This window comes from Geodermatophilus pulveris (assembly GCF_900188375.1).
Classification (GTDB): Bacteria; Actinomycetota; Actinomycetes; order Mycobacteriales; family Geodermatophilaceae; genus Geodermatophilus; species Geodermatophilus pulveris.
Genome location: NZ_FZOO01000009.1, coordinates 50,672 through 67,696, shown reverse-complemented (window position 1 = coordinate 67,696; position 17,025 = coordinate 50,672). Strand labels below are relative to the sequence as shown.

20 protein-coding genes and 1 riboswitch are annotated in these 17,025 nt (G+C 77.2%); of the genes, 12 read left to right on the top strand and 8 right to left on the bottom strand.

Annotation, left to right across the window (positions count from 1 at the left end):
* Positions 1 to 46 precede the first annotated feature (46 nt).
* The 5 genes from CHB98_RS17000 to CHB98_RS16980 all read left to right on the top strand — a co-directional run bounded on the left by CHB98_RS17000 (position 47) and on the right by CHB98_RS16980 (position 4,360).
* The gene (locus CHB98_RS17000) at positions 47 to 463 is read left to right on the top strand and encodes a DUF2237 family protein (protein ID WP_089306785.1); all 417 of its coding nucleotides are present in this window, start codon (positions 47 to 49) and stop codon (positions 461 to 463) included.
* 13 nt (positions 464 to 476) lie between these two features.
* On the top strand, positions 477 to 1,196 hold the full coding sequence (locus tag CHB98_RS16995; RefSeq protein WP_089306784.1) for a mycothiol-dependent nitroreductase Rv2466c family protein: 720 nt from the start codon (positions 477 to 479) through the stop codon (positions 1,194 to 1,196).
* Positions 1,197 to 1,374: 178 nt separating this feature from the next.
* On the top strand, positions 1,375 to 2,448 hold the full coding sequence (locus CHB98_RS16990) for a FecCD family ABC transporter permease (protein WP_245821290.1): 1,074 nt from the start codon (positions 1,375 to 1,377) through the stop codon (positions 2,446 to 2,448).
* Complete coding sequence (locus CHB98_RS16985; protein ID WP_089306783.1) at positions 2,445 to 3,521, top strand: FecCD family ABC transporter permease; 1,077 nt, start codon at positions 2,445 to 2,447, stop codon at positions 3,519 to 3,521. The genes CHB98_RS16990 and CHB98_RS16985 overlap by 4 nt, the downstream gene beginning before the upstream one ends.
* Positions 3,522 to 3,547: 26 nt before the next feature.
* A complete protein-coding gene (locus CHB98_RS16980) occupies positions 3,548 to 4,360 on the top strand; it encodes an ABC transporter ATP-binding protein (RefSeq protein WP_245821288.1) in 813 nt (270 codons plus the stop codon).
* Positions 4,361 to 4,426: 66 nt separating this feature from the next.
* On the opposite strand, the gene CHB98_RS16975 is transcribed toward CHB98_RS16980, so the two are convergent.
* The 3 genes from CHB98_RS16975 to CHB98_RS16965 form a co-directional block, all read right to left on the bottom strand.
* A complete protein-coding gene (locus CHB98_RS16975; protein ID WP_089306782.1) occupies positions 4,427 to 5,389 on the bottom strand; it encodes a siderophore-interacting protein in 963 nt (320 codons plus the stop codon).
* Positions 5,390 to 5,641: 252 nt separating this feature from the next.
* Entirely contained in the window at positions 5,642 to 6,586 is a 945-nt protein-coding gene (locus CHB98_RS16970; protein WP_245821287.1) for an EamA family transporter, read from the bottom strand.
* A 44-nt stretch (positions 6,587 to 6,630) separates the two neighbouring features.
* A complete protein-coding gene (locus CHB98_RS16965) occupies positions 6,631 to 7,029 on the bottom strand; it encodes a VOC family protein (protein ID WP_245821329.1) in 399 nt (132 codons plus the stop codon).
* 178 nt (positions 7,030 to 7,207) lie between these two features.
* On the opposite strand from CHB98_RS16965, the gene CHB98_RS16960 reads away from it, so the two are divergent.
* Genes CHB98_RS16960 through CHB98_RS16945 form a run of 4 tightly spaced genes read left to right on the top strand, consistent with a single transcriptional unit; the run spans position 7,208 to position 9,839 of the window.
* Entirely contained in the window at positions 7,208 to 7,585 is a 378-nt protein-coding gene (locus CHB98_RS16960) for a hypothetical protein (RefSeq protein ID WP_089306779.1), read from the top strand.
* A gap of 23 nt (positions 7,586 to 7,608) precedes the next feature.
* Complete coding sequence (locus tag CHB98_RS16955) at positions 7,609 to 8,412, top strand: thioesterase family protein (RefSeq protein WP_089306778.1); 804 nt, start codon at positions 7,609 to 7,611, stop codon at positions 8,410 to 8,412.
* Positions 8,413 to 8,463: 51 nt separating this feature from the next.
* Complete coding sequence (locus CHB98_RS16950) at positions 8,464 to 9,339, top strand: mechanosensitive ion channel family protein (RefSeq protein WP_089306777.1); 876 nt, start codon at positions 8,464 to 8,466, stop codon at positions 9,337 to 9,339.
* Positions 9,336 to 9,839 (top strand): Rv3103c transmembrane domain-containing protein, encoded by a 504-nt coding sequence (locus CHB98_RS16945; protein ID WP_089306776.1) that lies wholly within the window; start codon positions 9,336 to 9,338, stop codon positions 9,837 to 9,839. Before CHB98_RS16950 ends, CHB98_RS16945 begins: the two co-directional genes overlap by 4 nt.
* Positions 9,840 to 9,843: 4 nt before the next feature.
* On the opposite strand, the gene CHB98_RS16940 is transcribed toward CHB98_RS16945, so the two are convergent.
* Entirely contained in the window at positions 9,844 to 10,860 is a 1,017-nt protein-coding gene (locus tag CHB98_RS16940) for a zinc-dependent alcohol dehydrogenase family protein (protein ID WP_089306775.1), read from the bottom strand.
* An 85-nt stretch (positions 10,861 to 10,945) separates the two neighbouring features.
* Positions 10,946 to 11,063, top strand: a riboswitch (SAM riboswitch).
* 41 nt (positions 11,064 to 11,104) lie between these two features.
* On the opposite strand from CHB98_RS16940, the gene CHB98_RS16935 reads away from it, so the two are divergent.
* Positions 11,105 to 12,397, top strand: coding sequence for a bifunctional o-acetylhomoserine/o-acetylserine sulfhydrylase (locus CHB98_RS16935; RefSeq protein WP_089306774.1), 1,293 nt, complete (start codon positions 11,105 to 11,107; stop codon positions 12,395 to 12,397).
* 16 nt (positions 12,398 to 12,413) lie between these two features.
* Positions 12,414 to 13,514: a homoserine O-acetyltransferase MetX gene (gene metX, locus CHB98_RS16930; protein WP_245821286.1), complete on the top strand. Its 1,101-nt coding sequence runs from the start codon at positions 12,414 to 12,416 to the stop codon at positions 13,512 to 13,514.
* Between the two features lie 4 nt (positions 13,515 to 13,518).
* Here metX and CHB98_RS16925 read toward each other — a convergent pair whose 3' ends face one another.
* A complete protein-coding gene (locus CHB98_RS16925; RefSeq protein ID WP_245821285.1) occupies positions 13,519 to 14,049 on the bottom strand; it encodes a gamma carbonic anhydrase family protein in 531 nt (176 codons plus the stop codon).
* Between the two features lie 98 nt (positions 14,050 to 14,147).
* On the opposite strand from CHB98_RS16925, the gene CHB98_RS16920 reads away from it, so the two are divergent.
* Positions 14,148 to 14,723, top strand: a complete 576-nt coding sequence (locus CHB98_RS16920) for a YdeI/OmpD-associated family protein (protein WP_089306884.1) — start codon at positions 14,148 to 14,150, stop codon at positions 14,721 to 14,723.
* 15 nt (positions 14,724 to 14,738) lie between these two features.
* Here CHB98_RS16920 and CHB98_RS22800 read toward each other — a convergent pair whose 3' ends face one another.
* From CHB98_RS22800 to CHB98_RS16905, 3 genes are all read right to left on the bottom strand, one after another.
* The gene (locus CHB98_RS22800) at positions 14,739 to 15,797 is read right to left on the bottom strand and encodes a C40 family peptidase (RefSeq protein WP_089306771.1); all 1,059 of its coding nucleotides are present in this window, start codon (positions 15,795 to 15,797) and stop codon (positions 14,739 to 14,741) included.
* Between the two features lie 186 nt (positions 15,798 to 15,983).
* Positions 15,984 to 16,472, bottom strand: coding sequence for a hypothetical protein (locus CHB98_RS16910; protein ID WP_089306770.1), 489 nt, complete (start codon positions 16,470 to 16,472; stop codon positions 15,984 to 15,986).
* Positions 16,473 to 16,607: 135 nt separating this feature from the next.
* A complete protein-coding gene (locus tag CHB98_RS16905; RefSeq protein WP_089306769.1) occupies positions 16,608 to 16,907 on the bottom strand; it encodes a hypothetical protein in 300 nt (99 codons plus the stop codon).
* Positions 16,908 to 17,025: the final 118 nt, after the last annotated feature.

Genomic DNA, 17,025 nt, shown 5'->3' with positions numbered 1-17,025 from the left:
CGGGTGGGGCGCCCCCGGGCAGCGCGGACCGCCGTCCGGCGGCAGGATGGGCCGGGTGGGCGAGCCGCGCGGCGAGGGCGAGATCAACGTGCTCGGTGGGCCCCTGCAGCCGTGCGGCACCGACCCGATGACCGGCTTCTACCGCACCGGCGTCTGCAGCAGCGGGCCCGAGGACGTCGGCAGCCACACCGTCTGCGCCGTCGTCTCCACCGAGTTCCTCGCCCTGCAGCGGGAGCTGGGCAACGACCTGACCACCCCGCGCCCGGAGTACGGCTTCCCCGGGCTGCGCCCCGGCGACCGCTGGTGCGTGGTGGCCGCGCGGTGGATGCAGGCCTACCAGGCCGGCGCGGCGGCGGGCGTCGTCCTGGCCGCGACCAACGCCCGGGCGCTGGAGGTGGTGCCCCTCGAGGCGCTGCGCCGGAACGCGGTCGACGTCCCCGACGACCTGCGCGAGCTGGACTAGCGGAAGGACCTCCGTGGACGACGCCGACCTGCACTTCTGGTTCGACCCGGTCTGCCCCTTCGCCTGGATGACCAGCAAGTGGGTCCGCACGGTCGCCGAGCAGCGGGAGTACCGCGTGCAGTGGCGGCTGATCTCGCTGCGGCTGCTCAACCGGCACGTCGACTACGACGCGCAGTTCCCGCCGGAGTACGAGGCCGGGCACACCGCCGGGCTGCACCTGCTGCGGGTCGCCGCCGCCGCCCGCGCGGAGCACGGGCCCCAGGCGCTCGACCCGCTGTACGCCACGGTCGGCCGGCACGTCTTCGAGGACCCGGCCGGGCAGCCGCCGCCGGAGCGGGCCACCAGCCGGGAGTTCGTGGCGCAGGTGCTCACCGAGGCCGGGCTGCCGGCCGGGCTGGCGTCCGCCGTCGACGACGGGTCGTGGGACGCCGGCATCCAGGAGGAGACCGACGCCGCCCTCGCCCTGACCGGCAAGGACGTCGGCACCCCGATCCTGCACTTCCGCCCGCCGGACGGCGCGGCCTTCTTCGGCCCGGTCATCAGCCGGCTGCCGTCGGCGGAGGAGGCCGTCGCACTCTGGGACCACGTCGTCGGGCTGGCGACCTTCCCGGGGTTCGCCGAGCTCAAGCGCAGCCTGCGCGAGCGGCCCCAGCTGCCGGCCTTCGGCGTCCGCCCGGGCGAGGCGGGCCTGCAGGAGGACTGGCACGGGGGCAGCCGCCGCCAGCACCGATGAAGGCCACCCTGCCCCCCACCGTGGAAGGACCCCGTCCTCCCCACCCCTCGCAGGCTCGGGGCGGGACCCGGGGCGGGGCCAGCGGCGGGCCCCTGCAGGGGGCCACTCCCCGGCTGGCAGGCGGCGCCGTCGCGACTAAGGTGAGGCTGGCCTACGCCGTCCGCTCCGGGAGCCGCTCGTGTCCGCCACGACCGACGCTGCCGTGCGGCGACCCGGGACGGCGGCCCCCGCGGCCGCGGGCCGGGGCCTGCTGCGGCGGCGGCGCGCCCGCCTGCTCCTCCTCCTCCTGCTCGTCCTGGTGGCGGCCGCGGCCGCCCTGAGCGTCGCCGTCGGCTCCCGCGGCATCGGGCCGGGCGCGGTGTGGCAGGCGCTCACCGACCCGGGCGCGCGCACCGAGGAGACGGTGATCATCCGCGAGCTGCGGGTGCCGCGGACCGCCGTCGGCCTCATGGCCGGGCTGTCCCTCGGCGTCGCCGGCGCGCTCGCGCAGGGCCACACCCGCAACCCCCTCGGCGACCCCGGCCTGCTCGGGGTCACCGCCGGGGCCTCGCTCGGCGTCGTCCTGGCCATCCACCTGCTCGGGGTGGGCACGCCGGCCGGGTACGTCTGGTTCGCCTTCGCCGGCGCACTGGTGGGCACCGTGCTGGTGTTCACCCTCGGCTCGGCCGGCCGCGGCGGCGCCTCGCCGGTGACCCTCGCGCTGGCCGGCGCCGCCCTGTCGGCGCTGTTCTACGCGCTGGTCCGCGCGGTCCTCGTCAGCGACACCGACAGCCTCGACGCCTTCCGCTTCTGGGTGGTCGGCTCGCTGGCCGGCCGCGGCCCCGACGTCGCCTGGCAGGTGGCCCCGTTCGTCGCCGCCGGCCTGGTGCTGGCGCTGCTCAACGCCCCGGCCCTGGACCTGCTCGGCCTGGGCGACGACGTCGCCCGCGGCCTGGGGCAGCGGGTGTGGCCGGCCCGGCTGGTCGGCCTGGGCGCGGTCACCCTGCTGTGCGGAGCGGCGACGGCGGCCTGCGGGCCGATCGCCTTCGTCGGCCTGGTCGTGCCGCACGTCGTCCGCGCCTTCACCGGCCCCGCGCACCGCTGGCTGGTGCCCGGATCCGGGCTGCTCGGCGCCGCGCTGTTGCTGCTCGCCGACGTCGTCGGGCGGGTCGTCGCCCGGCCCGGGGAGTTGCAGGTCGGCATCGTGCTCGCGCTGCTCGGCGCGCCGTTCTTCATCGCGCTGATCCGCCGCCGCCGGCTGGCGGCGACGTGACGGCCGCGGCGCAGCGGGTGCGCCAGCCGGGGGAGACCGTCGTCCGGGTCGGGCCGGTCTCCGGGCGGGTGCGCTGGCGGGCGGTGGGCGTGGCGGCCGGCGCCGCGGTGGCCGCCGTCCTGCTCGCCGCGGTCAGCATGGGCCGCGGCGACTTCCCCATCGGCCTGGCCGACGTGCTGCGCACCCTGGCCGGCCTGGGCGACGAGACCCAGGAGCTCGTCGTCTGGCAGCTGCGGGCGCCGCGGGTGGTCGTCGGCGCCCTGGTGGGGGTGGCGCTCGGCGTGGCCGGCGCGCTGTTCCAGACGTTCGCCCGCAACCCGCTGGCCTCCCCGGACGTCCTGGGCATCAGCCAGGGCGCGTCGGCCGGCGCGGTGGCGGCGATCGTCCTGGGGGGGCCGGCCGGCTCCGGCCTGGTCGCCGGCGCCGGGGTGCCGCTGGCCGCGCTGGTCGGCGCGCTGACCACCGGGCTGCTGCTGCTCCTGCTCGCCTGGCGCCGCGGCCTGGACGGCTACCGGCTGGTGCTCGTGGGCATCGCCCTGTGGGCGGTGGCCTCGGCGCTCGTGGACTGGATGCTCACCCGGGCCGCCGTCCAGGACGCCGCCAGCGCCTACGTGTGGATCACCGGCTCGCTCAACGCCCGCACCTGGTCGGAGGCGGTGCCGCTGCTGGTCGCCCTCGCCGTCCTGCTGCCGGCGGCGCTGGCCTGCGGCCGCGCGCTGGGCGCCGTCCAGTTCGGCGACGACACCGCCCGCGGGCTGGGCGTGCGGCTGGTCCCGATCCAGGCGTCCGTCGTCCTCGTCGCCGTCGGGCTCACCGCGGCCGCCGTGGCCGCGGCGGGCCCCATCGCCTACGTCGCCCTGGTGGTGCCCCAGGTCGCCGTCCGCCTCGCCGGGGGTCCGCGCCCGCCGCTGGTGGCCTCCGGGCTGCTCGGCGCGGTCCTGGTCGTCGGCGCGGACCTGCTCACCCGCACGGTGCTGCCCCAGGCGCTGCCCGTCGGCGTCCTCACCGCCGCCGTCGGCGCGCCCTACCTGCTCTGGCTCCTCGTCCGCGGAAGGCGGCGATCCACGCTGTGACCCCCAACGTCATGACCCTCGACGCCGTGACCAGCACCCGCCCCCGGGACGGAACGGTCCGTCTCGCCGCCGAGTCGGTGAGCCTGGCCTACGACGACCGCGTCGTCGTCCGCGACCTGGACCTGCAGCTGGCCGACGGGTCGTTCACCGCGATCGTGGGCCCGAACGGCTGCGGCAAGTCCACCCTGCTGCGGGCGCTGGGCCGGCTGCTGCGGCCGGTGTCCGGGCAGGTGCTGCTCGACGGGCGGGCGATCGCGCGGACGCCGACCCGCGAGGTGGCCCGGGTGCTCGGCCTGCTGCCGCAGACGCCGGTCGCCCCCGAGGGGCTCACCGTCGGCGACCTGGTGGCCCGCGGCCGGCACCCGCACCAGTCCTGGCTGCGGCAGTGGTCGCGCGACGACGAGGCGGCGGTCGCCGAGGCGCTGGTGTGGACCGACATGGCCGACCTCGCCGACCGGCCGGTCGACGAGCTGTCCGGCGGGCAGCGGCAGCGCGCCTGGATCTCCATGGCGCTGGCCCAGGGCACCGACCTGCTGCTGCTCGACGAGCCGACGACCTACCTCGACCTGTCCCACCAGATCGACGTCCTGGAGCTGGTGGCGCGGCTGCACGCCGAGCGCGGCCGTACGGTCGTCGTCGTGCTGCACGACCTCAACCTGGCCGCGCGGTACGCCCAGCGGCTGGTCGCGATGGACGGCGGCGCGCTGGTCGCCTCGGGCTCCCCGCACGAGGTGCTCACCGAGCAGCTGCTGGCCGAGGTGTTCGACCTGGAGGCGCGGGTGGTGCCCGACCCGGTGGTGGGGTCGCCGATGGTGGTGCCGGTCCGCCGGATCCGGTGAAGGACCCCGCGTCCCCCCGTCCCTCGCAAGCCCGGGCCGGGACCTGCGCGGGGCCGTTCCATGGCGTCACGGGCCCGCGAGGCCGTCCCGCCAGTAGCCCATGAACGCGACCGCGCCGCGGGGGACGCCGAGGTCGCCGACCAGCCGGCGGCGCAGCGTCGTCACCACCCCGGCCTCCCCGGCGAGCCAGACGTAGCAGCCCGCGGCCGCCGCGCCGTCGGCGCACGCGGCGTCGGGCACCTCCCACAGCAGCTCGTCGCCCACCTCCTCCGGCGGCGCGGCCGGCGCGGCGGTGATGCCCAGCCCGCACAGCGCGGCGTGCACGGCCGGCACCAGCCGGGACCCGCGCGGCGCGCCGTCCCGGGGCAGCCAGCGCAGCGTCGCCCCGGCCGGCAGGACCACGTCGGCGGCGTCCCCGGACCCGGGGACCTCCAGCAGCGCGGTGACCGGGCGCGGATCGCCGGCCAGCGACTCGAGGACGGCGCACACGGCGGGGACGGCGGTCTCGTCGCCGGCCAGCAGCAGCGTGCGGGCGGCGGCGGGCGGCGCCCACTCCACGCCCCACGGCCGGCCGGAGCGGACGGGGTCGGGGCACGGCCGGTCGGGGCCCAGCAGGACGATCCGGTCGCCGGGCACCGCCGCGGCCGCCCAGCTCGCGACCGGGCCGGCGTGCCCGTCGGTGACGCCGTGCAGGACGACGTCGACGTCGAGCTCGGCACGCTCGGGCCGGGCGGCCCGCACGGTGTAGGTGCGGATGACCGGCCGCTGCTGCTCGGGCATCGCGCGGTACTCGGCGTACCAGTCCGGCCCGCACCCGCGCAGCCGGGCCAACCCGTCGCCGTCCCGGGGCAGCACCAGCTTGAACCGCTGGTCGCGGCCCGCCGCGCCGAAGGCGGCGAGGTCCGGGCCGGTGAGGGTGAGCCGCACGAAGCTGGGACCCAGCCGGCGGACCGCGGCGACCGAGGCGTCGAAGAACCGCCAGGCCGGAGCGACCGCGACCACGACCGCCGGCTGCACGGTGGTCGCCATGCCCGCTCTCCCGTCCCGGCCGACCCGGGCGGCGGCCTACTGAGGCGAGGCTAACCTGAGTTCGACCGGCGGAGGGAACACCCGGCCACCGACCGCGAGGAGACCCGTCGCCCGCCAGTTCACCGCCGCGGGCGAGCGGGGCGTCACCGTGCGGGGGGTACGTCGGCACGGACCACCCGGTGCAGGCCGGCGACCTGACCGAGCCGGCCGGCTAGCTGCAGGAGGCCGAGGAGGTCAGGTGAGCGGCCGGCACTACGCGGCGGCCGGCTCCGGGACCGCGGCCGGGCGCGCGGTGCGCGCGGTCTGCGCCAGGGCGATGCCCACCAGGACGACCGCGCCGCCGAGCACCTGCCACCCGGACAGCACCTGCTCCACCCACAGCCAGGCCACCACCGAGGCGAGCACCGGCTCCACCGTGGCGACCAGCCCGGCCGTCGTCGGCGGCAGGTGGCGCAGCGCGGACAGCGACAGCCAGAACGGCGCCACGGCCCCGAGGACGACGATCCAGCCGACCAGCGCCCACAGCGGCAGCTCGACCGACCCGAGGGAGACCGGCACCGGGCTGCGCAGCACCGCGGGGTCGAACGGCCACCAGGGCGCCAGCACCGCCCAGAACAGCCCGGCGGCCACGAAGCTCCAGCAGGTGAGCGTCACCGGGTCGCGGGTGGCGGTGCCCCGCTCCCCCATCAGGTAGTAGGTGGCCAGGCACACCGCCGCCCCGAGCGCGGCCACCACGCCGCCGGCGTCCAGCGAGCCGCCGCCGCGCCACACCTCGGCCACCAGGACCAGCCCGGACAGCGACAGCCCCAGCGCCGCCCACACCCGGCGGCGGACCCGCTCCCGGCGGACCAGCCAGACCCACAGCGCGATGAGCACCGGCGCGGTCATCTCGAACACCAGGGCGATGCCGACCGGCAGCCGGCCGATCGCGACGAAGTACAGGCACTGGGTCAGCGCGACGCCCACCACGCCGAACGCGGCCAGGAACGGCACCTCGCGGCGGGACACCCGCAGCCGCGCGGGCGCGACGGCGGCCAGGACGGCCAGCAGCACGACCGCCGCGCCGCCGCAGCGCAGCGCGGTGAGCCACGGCGCCGGTATCCCCGCCTGCAGGGCCAGCGTGGACACCGTGCCGTTGACCGCGAACAGGCCGGCCGCGCCGACGGTCAGCGCGTAGCCGAGCAGGGGCCGGGGCACACGACCCAATGTAGCGACCGTCGCACCCCGAGCCCCCTACCGGGTCACTGCAGGACGGCGGGGTCCATCCAGACGACCTCCCAGACGTGGCCGTCCGGGTCGGTGAAGCTGACGCCGTACATGGACCCGTGGTCCTGCGCCGGCATCCACGGCTTCCCGCCGGAGGCCAGCGCCCGGGCCAGCAGGTCGTCGGCCTCCTCGCGGCTGCCGGCCGACAGCGCGTTGAGCACCGTGGTCGACCGCGACGGGTCGCCCACCCGGTCGGCGTCCGGCACGAAGTCGGCGAACCGGTCCCGGGTCAGGAGCATCACCACGATGGCGTCGGAGACCACGACCGACGTCGTCCGGTCGTCGGAGAACCGCTCGTCGGAGCCGAACCCGAGGCCGGCGTAGAAGGCCCGCGCGGCCGCCAGGTCGGACACGGGCAGGTTGACGAAGATCATGCGCACGAGGGGCTCCACTCGTCCCGGGGGCCCGGTCGGCCCCGTCGTGGGGTAGGACGCCGCCGCCCGGCCGAACTCATCGCCCACCGGCGCGCACCCGTGTGCCCGCCCGGGCGGCCGGGCACACTCCAGGGGCGGACGACGCCGGAGGACGCCGCGACAGGGGGAGGACCACACCGTGAGCGAGCCGCGTCCCCCCTGGTCGGCGCGGCGGCGCCGGACGCTGCTGTGGCTGGCGGTGGGTGCCGTCCTCGGGGGACTGGGCGCCGTCGGGCTGCCCGCCGAGTGGGGGGTGACGGCGGCCTTCCTCGGCGCGCTGTGCGCCTTCCTGGTCGTGGTGGCGCTGGTGGTGTTCGTCACCGTCCCGGGCCCGGACACCCTGGGCACGCTGCTGCGCACCCCGCCGCTGGCCGGGGCCGTCTTCGTCGTGGCCGTGCTGCTCGTGCTGTCCAACCCCACCGGGTCGTCGGTGCGCTGGCTGTGGGTGGTCGCCGCGGCCGTCGCGGCGGCGTGGGCGGCGTTCGCCGTCTGGGAGACCCGCCGCTCCGGCGGCTGAGCGCGGCGGCAGACTCACTGGGCGTGACCCCCGCCCCGCCCAGCGCCCTCTACCTGCCCGAGGGGGACGGCTACCGCGCCACCGACCTGACCATCGGCCCCTGGGACCCGGCGCTGCAGCACGCCGGGCCGGTCGCCGCGCTGCTGGCCCGGGAGGCCGAGCGGGTCTCCGCGATCCCGGCCGGGCAGACCGTCCGGCTGGCCTTCGACATCCTGGCGCCGGTGCCGGTCGGCCCGGTGCAGGTCGCCGCCCGGCTGCTGCGGCCCGGCCGGCGCATCGAGCTGGTCGAGGCGGTGCTCACCGCCGGGGACTCGCCCGCCGACCGCGACCGGCCCCTGGTGCGGCTGACCGCCTGGCGGCTGCGGACGTCGGCGGTCGAGCCGACCCCGGAGGCCGGCGTCCCGTTGCCCGGGCCGGAGCAGAGCCGCCCGGAGACCGCCGCCTTCTTCACCACCGACGTCGCCTACCACCGGGCGCTGGACTGGCGTTTCGCGCACGGCTCCTTCAACGCGCCGGGCCCGGCCGCCGCCTGGACCCGGCCGCTGTGCACCCTCGTCGAGGGCGAGCCGATGAGCCCCCTGCAGCACCTGCTGGTGATGACCGACGCGGCCAGCGGCATCTCCGCCGTCCTGGACTGGACCCGGACCACCTTCGCCAACATCGACCTCACCGTGGCCCTGCTGCGGCCTCCGGCCGGGGAGTGGCTCGGGGTGGACGCCGCCACGACGATCGGGCCGGCCGGCGCGGGGCAGTGCTTCGCGGACCTCCACGACGCCACCGGCCGGATCGGCCGCTCCGCGCAGGCGCTGTTCGTCGAGACGCGCTGACCGGGCCGGCCCCGCCGTCCTGCGCCGGGCGGGCTGGGAGACTGGGCGCCGATGGAACCCCTGGACCCACTGCTGACCTGGCTGGCCGGGCGCGGGCTGGAGATCGTGCTGCTCGTGCTCGGCTCGGTGCTGCTGGCCCGCTTCATCTCCTGGGTCGGCGAGAAGATCACCGACCGCATCGACGCCCGCGCCACCGGCGGGGACGCGCTGGTGCGCTCGGAGGCGGCCAAGCACCGGCACTCGCTGACCCAGGTGATCACCTGGACGCTGATCGTGCTGGTCTACGCGGTGGCGGTGTTCGCCGTCCTGGACCGGGCGGGCATCCCGATCGGCGGGCTGGTCGCGCCCGCCACGGTGCTCGGCGTCGGGCTGGGCTTCGGCGCGCAGCGGATCGTCGGCGACGTGCTGGCCGGGTTCTTCATCATCACCGAGCGGCAGTACGGCTTCGGGGACGTGGTGAGCATCCAGGTGGTGGGCGGGGTGGAGCCGGCCGACGGCACGATCGAGGACGTGACGCTGCGGATCACCCGGCTGCGGTCGGCCAACGGCGAGGTGGTCACGCTGCCGAACGGGCAGATCGTCAAGGTCACCAACCTGTCCCGCGACTGGGCGCGCGCCGTGGTCGACGTCCCGGTGCCGACCAGCAGCGACGTGAACCGGGTGAACGAGATCCTGCGGCAGGTCGGCGCGGAGGCCTTCCGCGACCCGGAGCTGCGCCCGCTGCTGCTGGACCCGCCCAGCGTCATGGGGGTGGAGACGATCGACCTGGAGCAGGTCAACGTCCGGATGGTGGCCCGCACGCTGCCCGGCAAGCAGTTCGACGTCGGCCGGGACCTGCGCGCCCGCGTCGTCACCGCCTTCCGCCGCGAGGGCCTGGGCGTGCCGGCGCCGACGGCCGCCACGCCGTCGGTGGACGGTGCGCGGTGACCGCGCCGCGCACCGACGGCCCCGGCGAGCCGCCGCGCACCCCGTCGGTGAGCACCGCCCCGCCGGCCGCGCCGCGCCGCTGGTGGTCGGCGGTGCCCCACCACCTCGGCCGGGCGCGCACCTCGACCGTCGTCCTGGCGCTGCTGTTCGTCGGGCTCTACGTGCTCTACCTGTACGTCCGCCCGCCGGACCCGGCCGCCGGGACGGTCCCCGCCGACGGCACCTCCGTGGAGACCCCGGCCCAGGTGGTGCCGGTCGTGCCGACCGAGTCCGCCGCGCCGACGACCTCCGCGCCCACCACCACGGCGCCGCGCTCCACCGCCGCGCCGCCGGCGACCTCCCCGGGCGCGACGGCGGGGACGGCGGGGACCGCGGGGACGGAGCCCCCGGGGACCGCGGAGCCGGCCCCGACGACGGCGCCGGACGGTCCGACGACGGCCGCCCCGACGACGGCCGCCCCCACGACCGCGGCGACCGCGACCGGCGCGCCCGGGACCTGAGGCCTCAGAAGCGGGTGACGACGGCGACGCCCGGCGCACGGCCGACCGCGGCCAGCGCCGCGCCGGCCTCGTCGAGGCCCAGCTCCCGGGTGACCAGCGCCTGCGGTCGCAGCCGCCCGGCGGCGACCAGGCCGAGCAGCTCCGGGTAGGCGTGCGCGGCCATGCCGTGGCTGCCCAGCACCTGCAGCTCCCGGGCGACGACGAGGTCCATCGGCACGGCCGGGCGGCCCTGCGCGGGCGGCAGCAGGCCCACCTGCACGTGCCGGCCGCGCGGGCGCAGGCACCGGACGGAGTCCTCGCAGGCGGCCACGGCGCCGGCCGCGTCGAGGGAGACGTGCGCGCCGCCGCCGGTCAGCTCCGGGATCGCCGCCGGGCCGTCGAGGGCGTGCTCAGCGCCCAGGTCGGCGGCCAGCGCCCGGGCGGCCGGGGAGACGTCGACGGCGACCACCCGGGCCCCCGCGGCCAGCGCGACCTGCACCGCCGACAGGCCCACCCCGCCGCAGCCGTGCACGGCCACCCACTCGCCGGGCCGCACCCGGGCCACCTGCACCACCGCCCGGAACGCGGTGGCGACGCGGCAGCCCAGCGCGGCGGCGGTGGCGTCGTCCAGCCCGGCGGGGAGCGCGACGAGGTTGACGTCGGCGGCGTCCAGCGCGACGTACTGCGCCATCGAGCCCCAGTGGGCGAAGCCGGGCTGGGTCTGCCGGTCGCACACCTGGTGCTCGCCGGCGGCGCACTGCGCGCAGCGGCCGCAGGCGTTGACGAACGGGACGGTGACCCGGTCGCCGGCCCGCCAGCGCCGGACGCCGGCCCCGACGGCGGCCACCGTGCCGGCCAGCTCGTGCCCGGGCACGTGCGGCAGCACCACGTCCGGGTCGTGCCCCTGCCAGGCGTGCCAGTCGCTGCGGCACACGCCGGTGGCGCCCACCCGGAGGACGACGCCGCCGGGTGCCGGGTCCGGTGCGGGCACCTCCTGCACGGTCAGCGGGCCGCCGAAGGTCTCGAAGACGAGTGCGCGCACCCCGGCAGCGTGTCAGCGACCGGCGACGGCCGCCGCCACCCCCGTCGTCCACCGGGTGCGGCGGGTCGGCCTAGGATCGCGGGTGGCTCACGAGAGGCAGTGTCAAGCACCTGGCTGGCTGCCCGGCAACCTCGACTCCGTCCGAGGTGCTCCAGGGGAAGAGCCGGCCCGGGCGGCGTCCGTCACCCGGGCAAGGACGGAGCTCGCTGCGCCGCGGGTCTCCGCGACCGAGAGGAGACGGCGCATGACCGACCCCCAGAGCTGGAGCTTCGAGACCCGGCAGATCCACGCCGGCACCAGCCCCGACCCGGCGACCGGCGCCCGGGCGCTGCCGATCTACGCCACGACGGCCTACCAGTTCCGCGACACCCAGCACGCCGCCGACCTGTTCTCGCTGGCCGAGATGGGCAACATCTACACCCGGATCATGAACCCGACGCAGGACGCGCTGGAGCAGCGGGTCGCGTCGCTGGAGGGCGGCGTCGCCGCCCTCGCCGTGGCCAGCGGGCAGTCGGCGACCACCCTGGCGCTGCTCAACGTCGCGGAGGCCGGCGACCACGTCGTCGCCTCGGCCTCGCTCTACGGCGGCACGTACAACCTGCTGCACCACTCGCTGCCGAAGCTCGGCATCACCGTGTCCTTCGTCGAGGACCCCGACGACCCGGAGAACTGGCAGTCCCTGGTGCGCGAGAACACCAAGGCCTTCTACGGCGAGTCGGTCGGCAACCCGAAGGGCGACGTCCTCGACATCGAGACCGTCGCCGGGGTCGCGCACCGCAACGGCGTCCCGCTCATCGTGGACAACACCGTGGCCACGCCGTACCTCATCCGGCCGTTCGAGTTCGGGGCCGACGTCGTCGTCCACTCGGCCACGAAGTACCTGGGCGGCCACGGCACCGCCATCGCCGGGGTGATCGTCGACGGCGGCCGGTTCGACTGGCGCAGCGGCCGGTTCAGCGGCTTCACCGAGCCGGACCCGACCTACCACGGCGTGGTCTACGCCGACCTGGGCGCGCCCGCCTTCGCGCTCAAGGCGCGGGTCCAGCTGCTCCGCGACCTCGGCCCGGCGATCTCCCCGTTCAACGCGTTCCTCGTCGTCCAGGGCATCGAGACGCTGTCGCTGCGCATGGAGCGGCACGTCGCCAACGCCCAGCAGGTCGCGGAGTTCCTCCAGGCGCACGACGCGGTCGACCGGGTGAACTACCCGGGCCTGCCCGCGTCGCCGTGGCACGCGGCGCAGCAGAAGTACGCGCCGCGCGGCACCGGCGCCGTCCTGACCTTCGACCTGCACGGCGGCGTCGACGCCGGCAAGAGCTTCGTGGAGGCCCTGGAGCTGCACAGCCACGTGGCCAACATCGGGGACGTCCGCAGCCTGGTCATCCACCCGGCGTCCACGACCCACTCGCAGCTCACGCCGGAGGAGCAGCTGACCACCGGCGTCACCCCGGGGCTGGTCCGGCTGGCCGTGGGCCTCGAGGGCATCGACGACATCCTCGCCGACCTGGAGGCCGGCTTCCGCGCCGCGAAGGGCGCCTGAGGTGGGCGGGGCCCGGGTGGCACCCTGGGCCCCGCCGCGCCCCGGCGGCTGGACCGACGGCGACCCGGTCGGGGACCGGCGCTTCCTGGACCTGGCCGGACCGTTCGACCTCGCGCGCGGCGGCTCGCTCCCGGGGGTACGGGTGGCCTACGAGACCTGGGGCTCGCTCGCCCCGGGCGGCGGGAACGCCGTCCTGGTCGAGCACGCGCTGACCGGCGACAGCCACGTCGCCGGCCCCGCCGGGCCCGGGCACCCCACCCCGGGCTGGTGGGAGGGGCTGGTCGGGCCCGGGGCGCCGCTGGACACCGACCGCCTGTTCGTCGTCTGCGCCAACGTGCTCGGCGGCTGCCAGGGGACCACCGGGCCGTCGTCCGCCGCCCCGGACGGCGGGCCGTGGGGGTCGCGGTTCCCGGTCGTCACCGTCGCCGACCAGGTCCGCGTCGAGGCGGCGCTGGCCGACGCGCTGGGCGTCGGCCGCTGGGCGGCGGTGCTCGGCGGCTCGATGGGCGGCATGCGGGCGCTGGAGTGGGCGGTCGCGCTGCCCGACCGGGTGGACGCGCTGTTCTTCCTCGCCGCGGGCGCCGCCGCGACCGCCGACCAGCTGGGCACCCAGACCACCCAGCAGGCGGCGATCCGCGCCGACGCCGCGTGGGCCGGCGGCGACTACCTGCCCGGGCCGGGACCGGTCGCCGGCCTGGGCGTGGCACGGCGGATCGCGCACCTCACCTACCGCAGCGCGCGGGAGCTCGACGAGCGGTTCGGCACCGAGGTGCAGGACGACGGCCGGTACGCCGTCGCCTCCTACCTGGACCACCACGCGGACAAGCTGGCCCGCCGGTTCGACGCCGGCAGCTACGTGGTGCTCACCGAGGCGATGAACTCCTGGGACGTCGGCCGCGACCGCGGGGGCGTGCAGGCGGCGCTGTCCCGGGTCACCGCCCGGTCGGTCGTCGCCGGCGTGGACAGCGACCGGCTCTACCCGCTGGCCCTGCAGCAGGAGGTGGCCGACGCCCTCGGCGTGCCGCTGCGGGTCATCTCCTCGCCGTACGGGCACGACGGCTTCCTCATCGAGGTCGACGCCGTCGGCGCGCTGGTCCGCGAGCTGCTCGGCACCTGACGCGTCAGCCGAGCGGGCGCACCCGGCGGGCGTCGGCCAGCCGGCCGGTGTAGCTGGCCGCGTTGCCGCGGATGTGCTCGCCGTCGGTCTCCGACGCCTGCCGGATGACCTTGGCCGGCACGCCGGCGACCAGGGAACCCGGGGGCACCTGGGTGCCCTGGGTGACGACGGCGCCGGCGGCGACGATCGACCCCGAGCCGATGTGCGCGCCGTTCATCACCACGCTGCCCATGCCGACCAGCACGTCGTCGTCCACGCGGGCGCCGTGCAGGACGACCCGGTGCCCGACGGTGACCCCGCGGCCGACGACCAGCGGGAAGCCGGGGTCGGAGTGCAGGGTGCAGCCGTCCTGGATGTTGGAGTCCGCGCCGATCTCGATGACCTCGGCGTCGGCCCGGGCGACCGCCCCGTACCAGATGCTGGACCGGGGGCCCATCGTCACGGCCCCGACGACGACGGCGGTGGGCGCGACGAACGCCTCCTCGTCGATCTGCGGGGACCCGAACGGCAACTCGGCGATGAAGTTCTCGGCCACGGGCGACAGCACAGCACACGCCCACCGGCCCCGCACCGGGGGCGGACTGCCGGGACGCCCCGTGGACTGGCCGTACGGCCGCCACCAGGATGACCGCCGTGACCGTGCCGGACGACCTGCCGACGAGGGCCTTCCCCACCCAGGCGGCCCTGGAGGAGTGGCTGGAGGCCGAGCACGCGACCGCGCCCGGGCTGTACGTGCAGGTCGCGAAGAAGGGGTCCGGCGTCCCCTCGGTGACCTACCCGGAGCTGGTCGAGTCGGTGCTCTGCTTCGGCTGGATCGACGGCCGGTCCAACGGCCTCGACGACACGTCCTACCTGGTGCGGATCACCCCGCGGCGGCCGCGCAGCGTCTGGTCGCGGAAGAACGTGGCCACGGTCGCGGAGCTCACCGCGGCCGGCCGGATGCGCCCGGCCGGGCTGGCCGCGGTCGAGGCGGCGCGGGCCGACGGGCGCTGGGACCGGGCCTACGCCGGCCCCGCGACGGCCACCGTGCCCGACGACCTGGCCGCCGCGCTGGCCGCCGAGCCCGCGGCGCGGGAGGCCTTCGACGCCCTGGGGGGCACCGACCGGTACGCGGTCCTGTTCCGGGTGGCGACCGCGGCCACGCCGCAGACCCGGGCCAGGCGGATCGCCGCGCTCGTGCGGCAGCTCGCCGAGGGCCGCCGTCCGTAGCCCCCGGCCGGGCGGCTACAGGACGCGGCGCGCTCCGGCGTAGTCGCCGATGTCCACGCTGGTCACCGCGACCGGCATGCCGAAGGTGCGGGCGTGCACCATCTTCCCGTTCCCGACGTAGATGCCCACGTGGTAGACGGGCGAGCCGAAGTACACCAGGTCGCCGGGCTGCAGCTCGTCGCGGGAGACGGCCACGCCCAGGCGGGACTGCGCCCGGCTGGAGTGCGGCAGGGACACCCCGGCCGCCCGGTAGGCGAAGCCGGTCAGGCCCGAGCAGTCGAACCCGTCCGGGCCCGTCCCGCCCCACACGTAGTCGTCGCCCACCTGGGCCAGCGCGGCCTCGAGGACGGCGCCGACGTCCCCGCTGGGTGCGGCGGCCACGACCGCGTCGGTGTCCGGCGCGGCCAGCGAGGGGCCGGCGACGGAGGTCCGGACGGCGGCCTGCGCGGCGGCCGACAGGCTGGCGTAGTCCCGCTCGTACTGCTCCTGGCGGGTCTGCACCTCGGCCTGCTGGCGCTCCAGCTCGGCGAGGGCGGTGGTGGCCTGCGCGGCGGCGGCGTCGGCCTCGGCGCGGGCCTGCTCGGCGGCGCGCTGGGCGACCGAGACCTCGGCGAGCAGCCCCTCGGTGTGCGCGGCGATGAGGTCCAGGGTGGTCATCTGCTGGACGACGTCAGCCGCGGAGTCCCCGGTGAGGAAGGCGGCCATCCGGGACTGCGACGTGCCGGAGGTCTGGGCGATGGCGGCCAGCTGCGGGGCGTAGCCGGCCAGGACGGCGTCGGCCTGCGCGGCGGTCGCGGCCGCGGCCGCTGCGCTCTCCTGGTGCTGCGTGACGGTCAGCTGGGCCTCGTGCACCTGTTCGTCGAGGACGGCCAGCTGCTGGTTGGCCTCGGCGACGAGGCGCGCGGCGTCGTCCGGGGTGGCCGGGGCGGCGGGGGTGGCCGGGGCGGGAGTGGCGGGGGTGGCCCCTGCGGTGCCCGGTGCCAGCAGCAACCCGACGGCCACGGCGACGGACAGGGGTGCGGCGCCCAGCGTGGCGCGCGACCAGCGTCGGCTCGTCGTCCGGTTGCGGCCCATGACCGGCTTCCTCTCGCCGCGCCCCGCCCCGGGGAGGGGGCGGAGTTCCGAGCGCGTGAACACGCACGGTAAGGAAGTCGCGTCGAGGGGTAGGCGACGGCGCGCGGGCCGCCGGGTGCCGGTCCGGCCCCGTCCGTCCCACGGCCCCCGTCCGGCGCGGGGGTCCCAGGAGCCGCAGCGGGCAGGTCAGCGACGGCGCGGCGGGGCGGAGCCCGCAGGGGTGCGGTCCGGGGCGAGCGGGACCAGCAGGTCGGCCACCGCGCCGGTCACGAACGAGTAGACGGCCTTGCCGCAGAGGTCGACGACCTGGTCGCGGCGGGACCACGTCCACGGCGGCGCGCCCACGCCGGTGGCGTTCTCCAGGGTCTGGTCGGTGGCCAGCCGCACCGAGGTGTACCAGGCCGAGGCGCGCCAGCCACGCAGCCCGCTGGCCGACCAGACGCCGCGCAGCGCGCCGACGGCCGCGCCGGTGCCCCAGTGCATGAGGTGGTTGCGCACCGGAGGGCGCGCGGACCCGGGCAGCCGGCGCCCGGTGGTCAGGGCGGTCAGGGTGCGCGCGGGCACGGAGGAGTCCGGCCGGTGGGTCACCGACTGCTCGGCCTTCTCGGCGAGCGTCATCGCCGCGGTGCCGGCCAGGCCGGCGAGGGCACCCCGCAGGGCAGCGCGTCCGAGCATGGCCGCACCCCTACCCGGACGGCGGCCCGGGGTACCACGCACCGCGGCCGTGCTCGGTCACAGCGGTGTGCGCCGGTGGCGGGTCCCGCGACGGAACGTGCGCCACGGACGCACATCACCGACCCGGGCCCTCGATCAGCCGGCGAGGGGCTCCTGGGCGTCGAGGGCGGAGACCATCTCCAGGTCGCGGACGATGGCGGTGAGCTCCTCGGCGGTCCACGGCTCGCAGCAGTCGCAGTCGTGGCGGTAGCTGACCAGACCGATGAGGCCGCGGACCTGGTCCTCGGCGATGGCCAGGCTGCCGGCGACGGGGTGGCGGTGGCACGCGCACGCGGCGGCGCACAGGCCCAGGCCCCAGCCGGACACGACGACGGTGTTCCCGTCGTCCCACACCCTGCCGATCTGGAGGACCGACGGCTTCTGACCCCTCGTCACGGAGTGCTCCCCTCACCGATCCGGCTGTGCCGGAGCCCGTCTGCGGCCGGGCGAGGAGACCCCATCCGCTGCTCGCCGGGGCGTGCAGCGGGTGGTGCGTCGATGCTCGGGACGACCA

What these genes read in the sequence shown, in the direction of transcription:
- CHB98_RS16910 (WP_089306770.1), bottom strand. Translation starts at nt 16,472, where the DNA reads ATGCTCGGACGCGCTGCCCTGCGGGGTGCCCTCGCCGGCCTGGCCGGC.
- CHB98_RS16975 (WP_089306782.1), bottom strand. Translation starts at nt 5,389, where the DNA reads ATGGCGACCACCGTGCAGCCGGCGGTCGTGGTCGCGGTCGCTCCGGCC.
- CHB98_RS17000 (WP_089306785.1), top strand. Translation starts at nt 47, where the DNA reads ATGGGCCGGGTGGGCGAGCCGCGCGGCGAGGGCGAGATCAACGTGCTC.
- CHB98_RS22800 (WP_089306771.1), bottom strand. Translation starts at nt 15,797, where the DNA reads ATGGGCCGCAACCGGACGACGAGCCGACGCTGGTCGCGCGCCACGCTG.
- CHB98_RS16950 (WP_089306777.1), top strand. Translation starts at nt 8,464, where the DNA reads ATGGAACCCCTGGACCCACTGCTGACCTGGCTGGCCGGGCGCGGGCTG.
- CHB98_RS16965 (WP_245821329.1), bottom strand. Translation starts at nt 7,029, where the DNA reads ATGATCTTCGTCAACCTGCCCGTGTCCGACCTGGCGGCCGCGCGGGCC.
- CHB98_RS16935 (WP_089306774.1), top strand. Translation starts at nt 11,105, where the DNA reads ATGACCGACCCCCAGAGCTGGAGCTTCGAGACCCGGCAGATCCACGCC.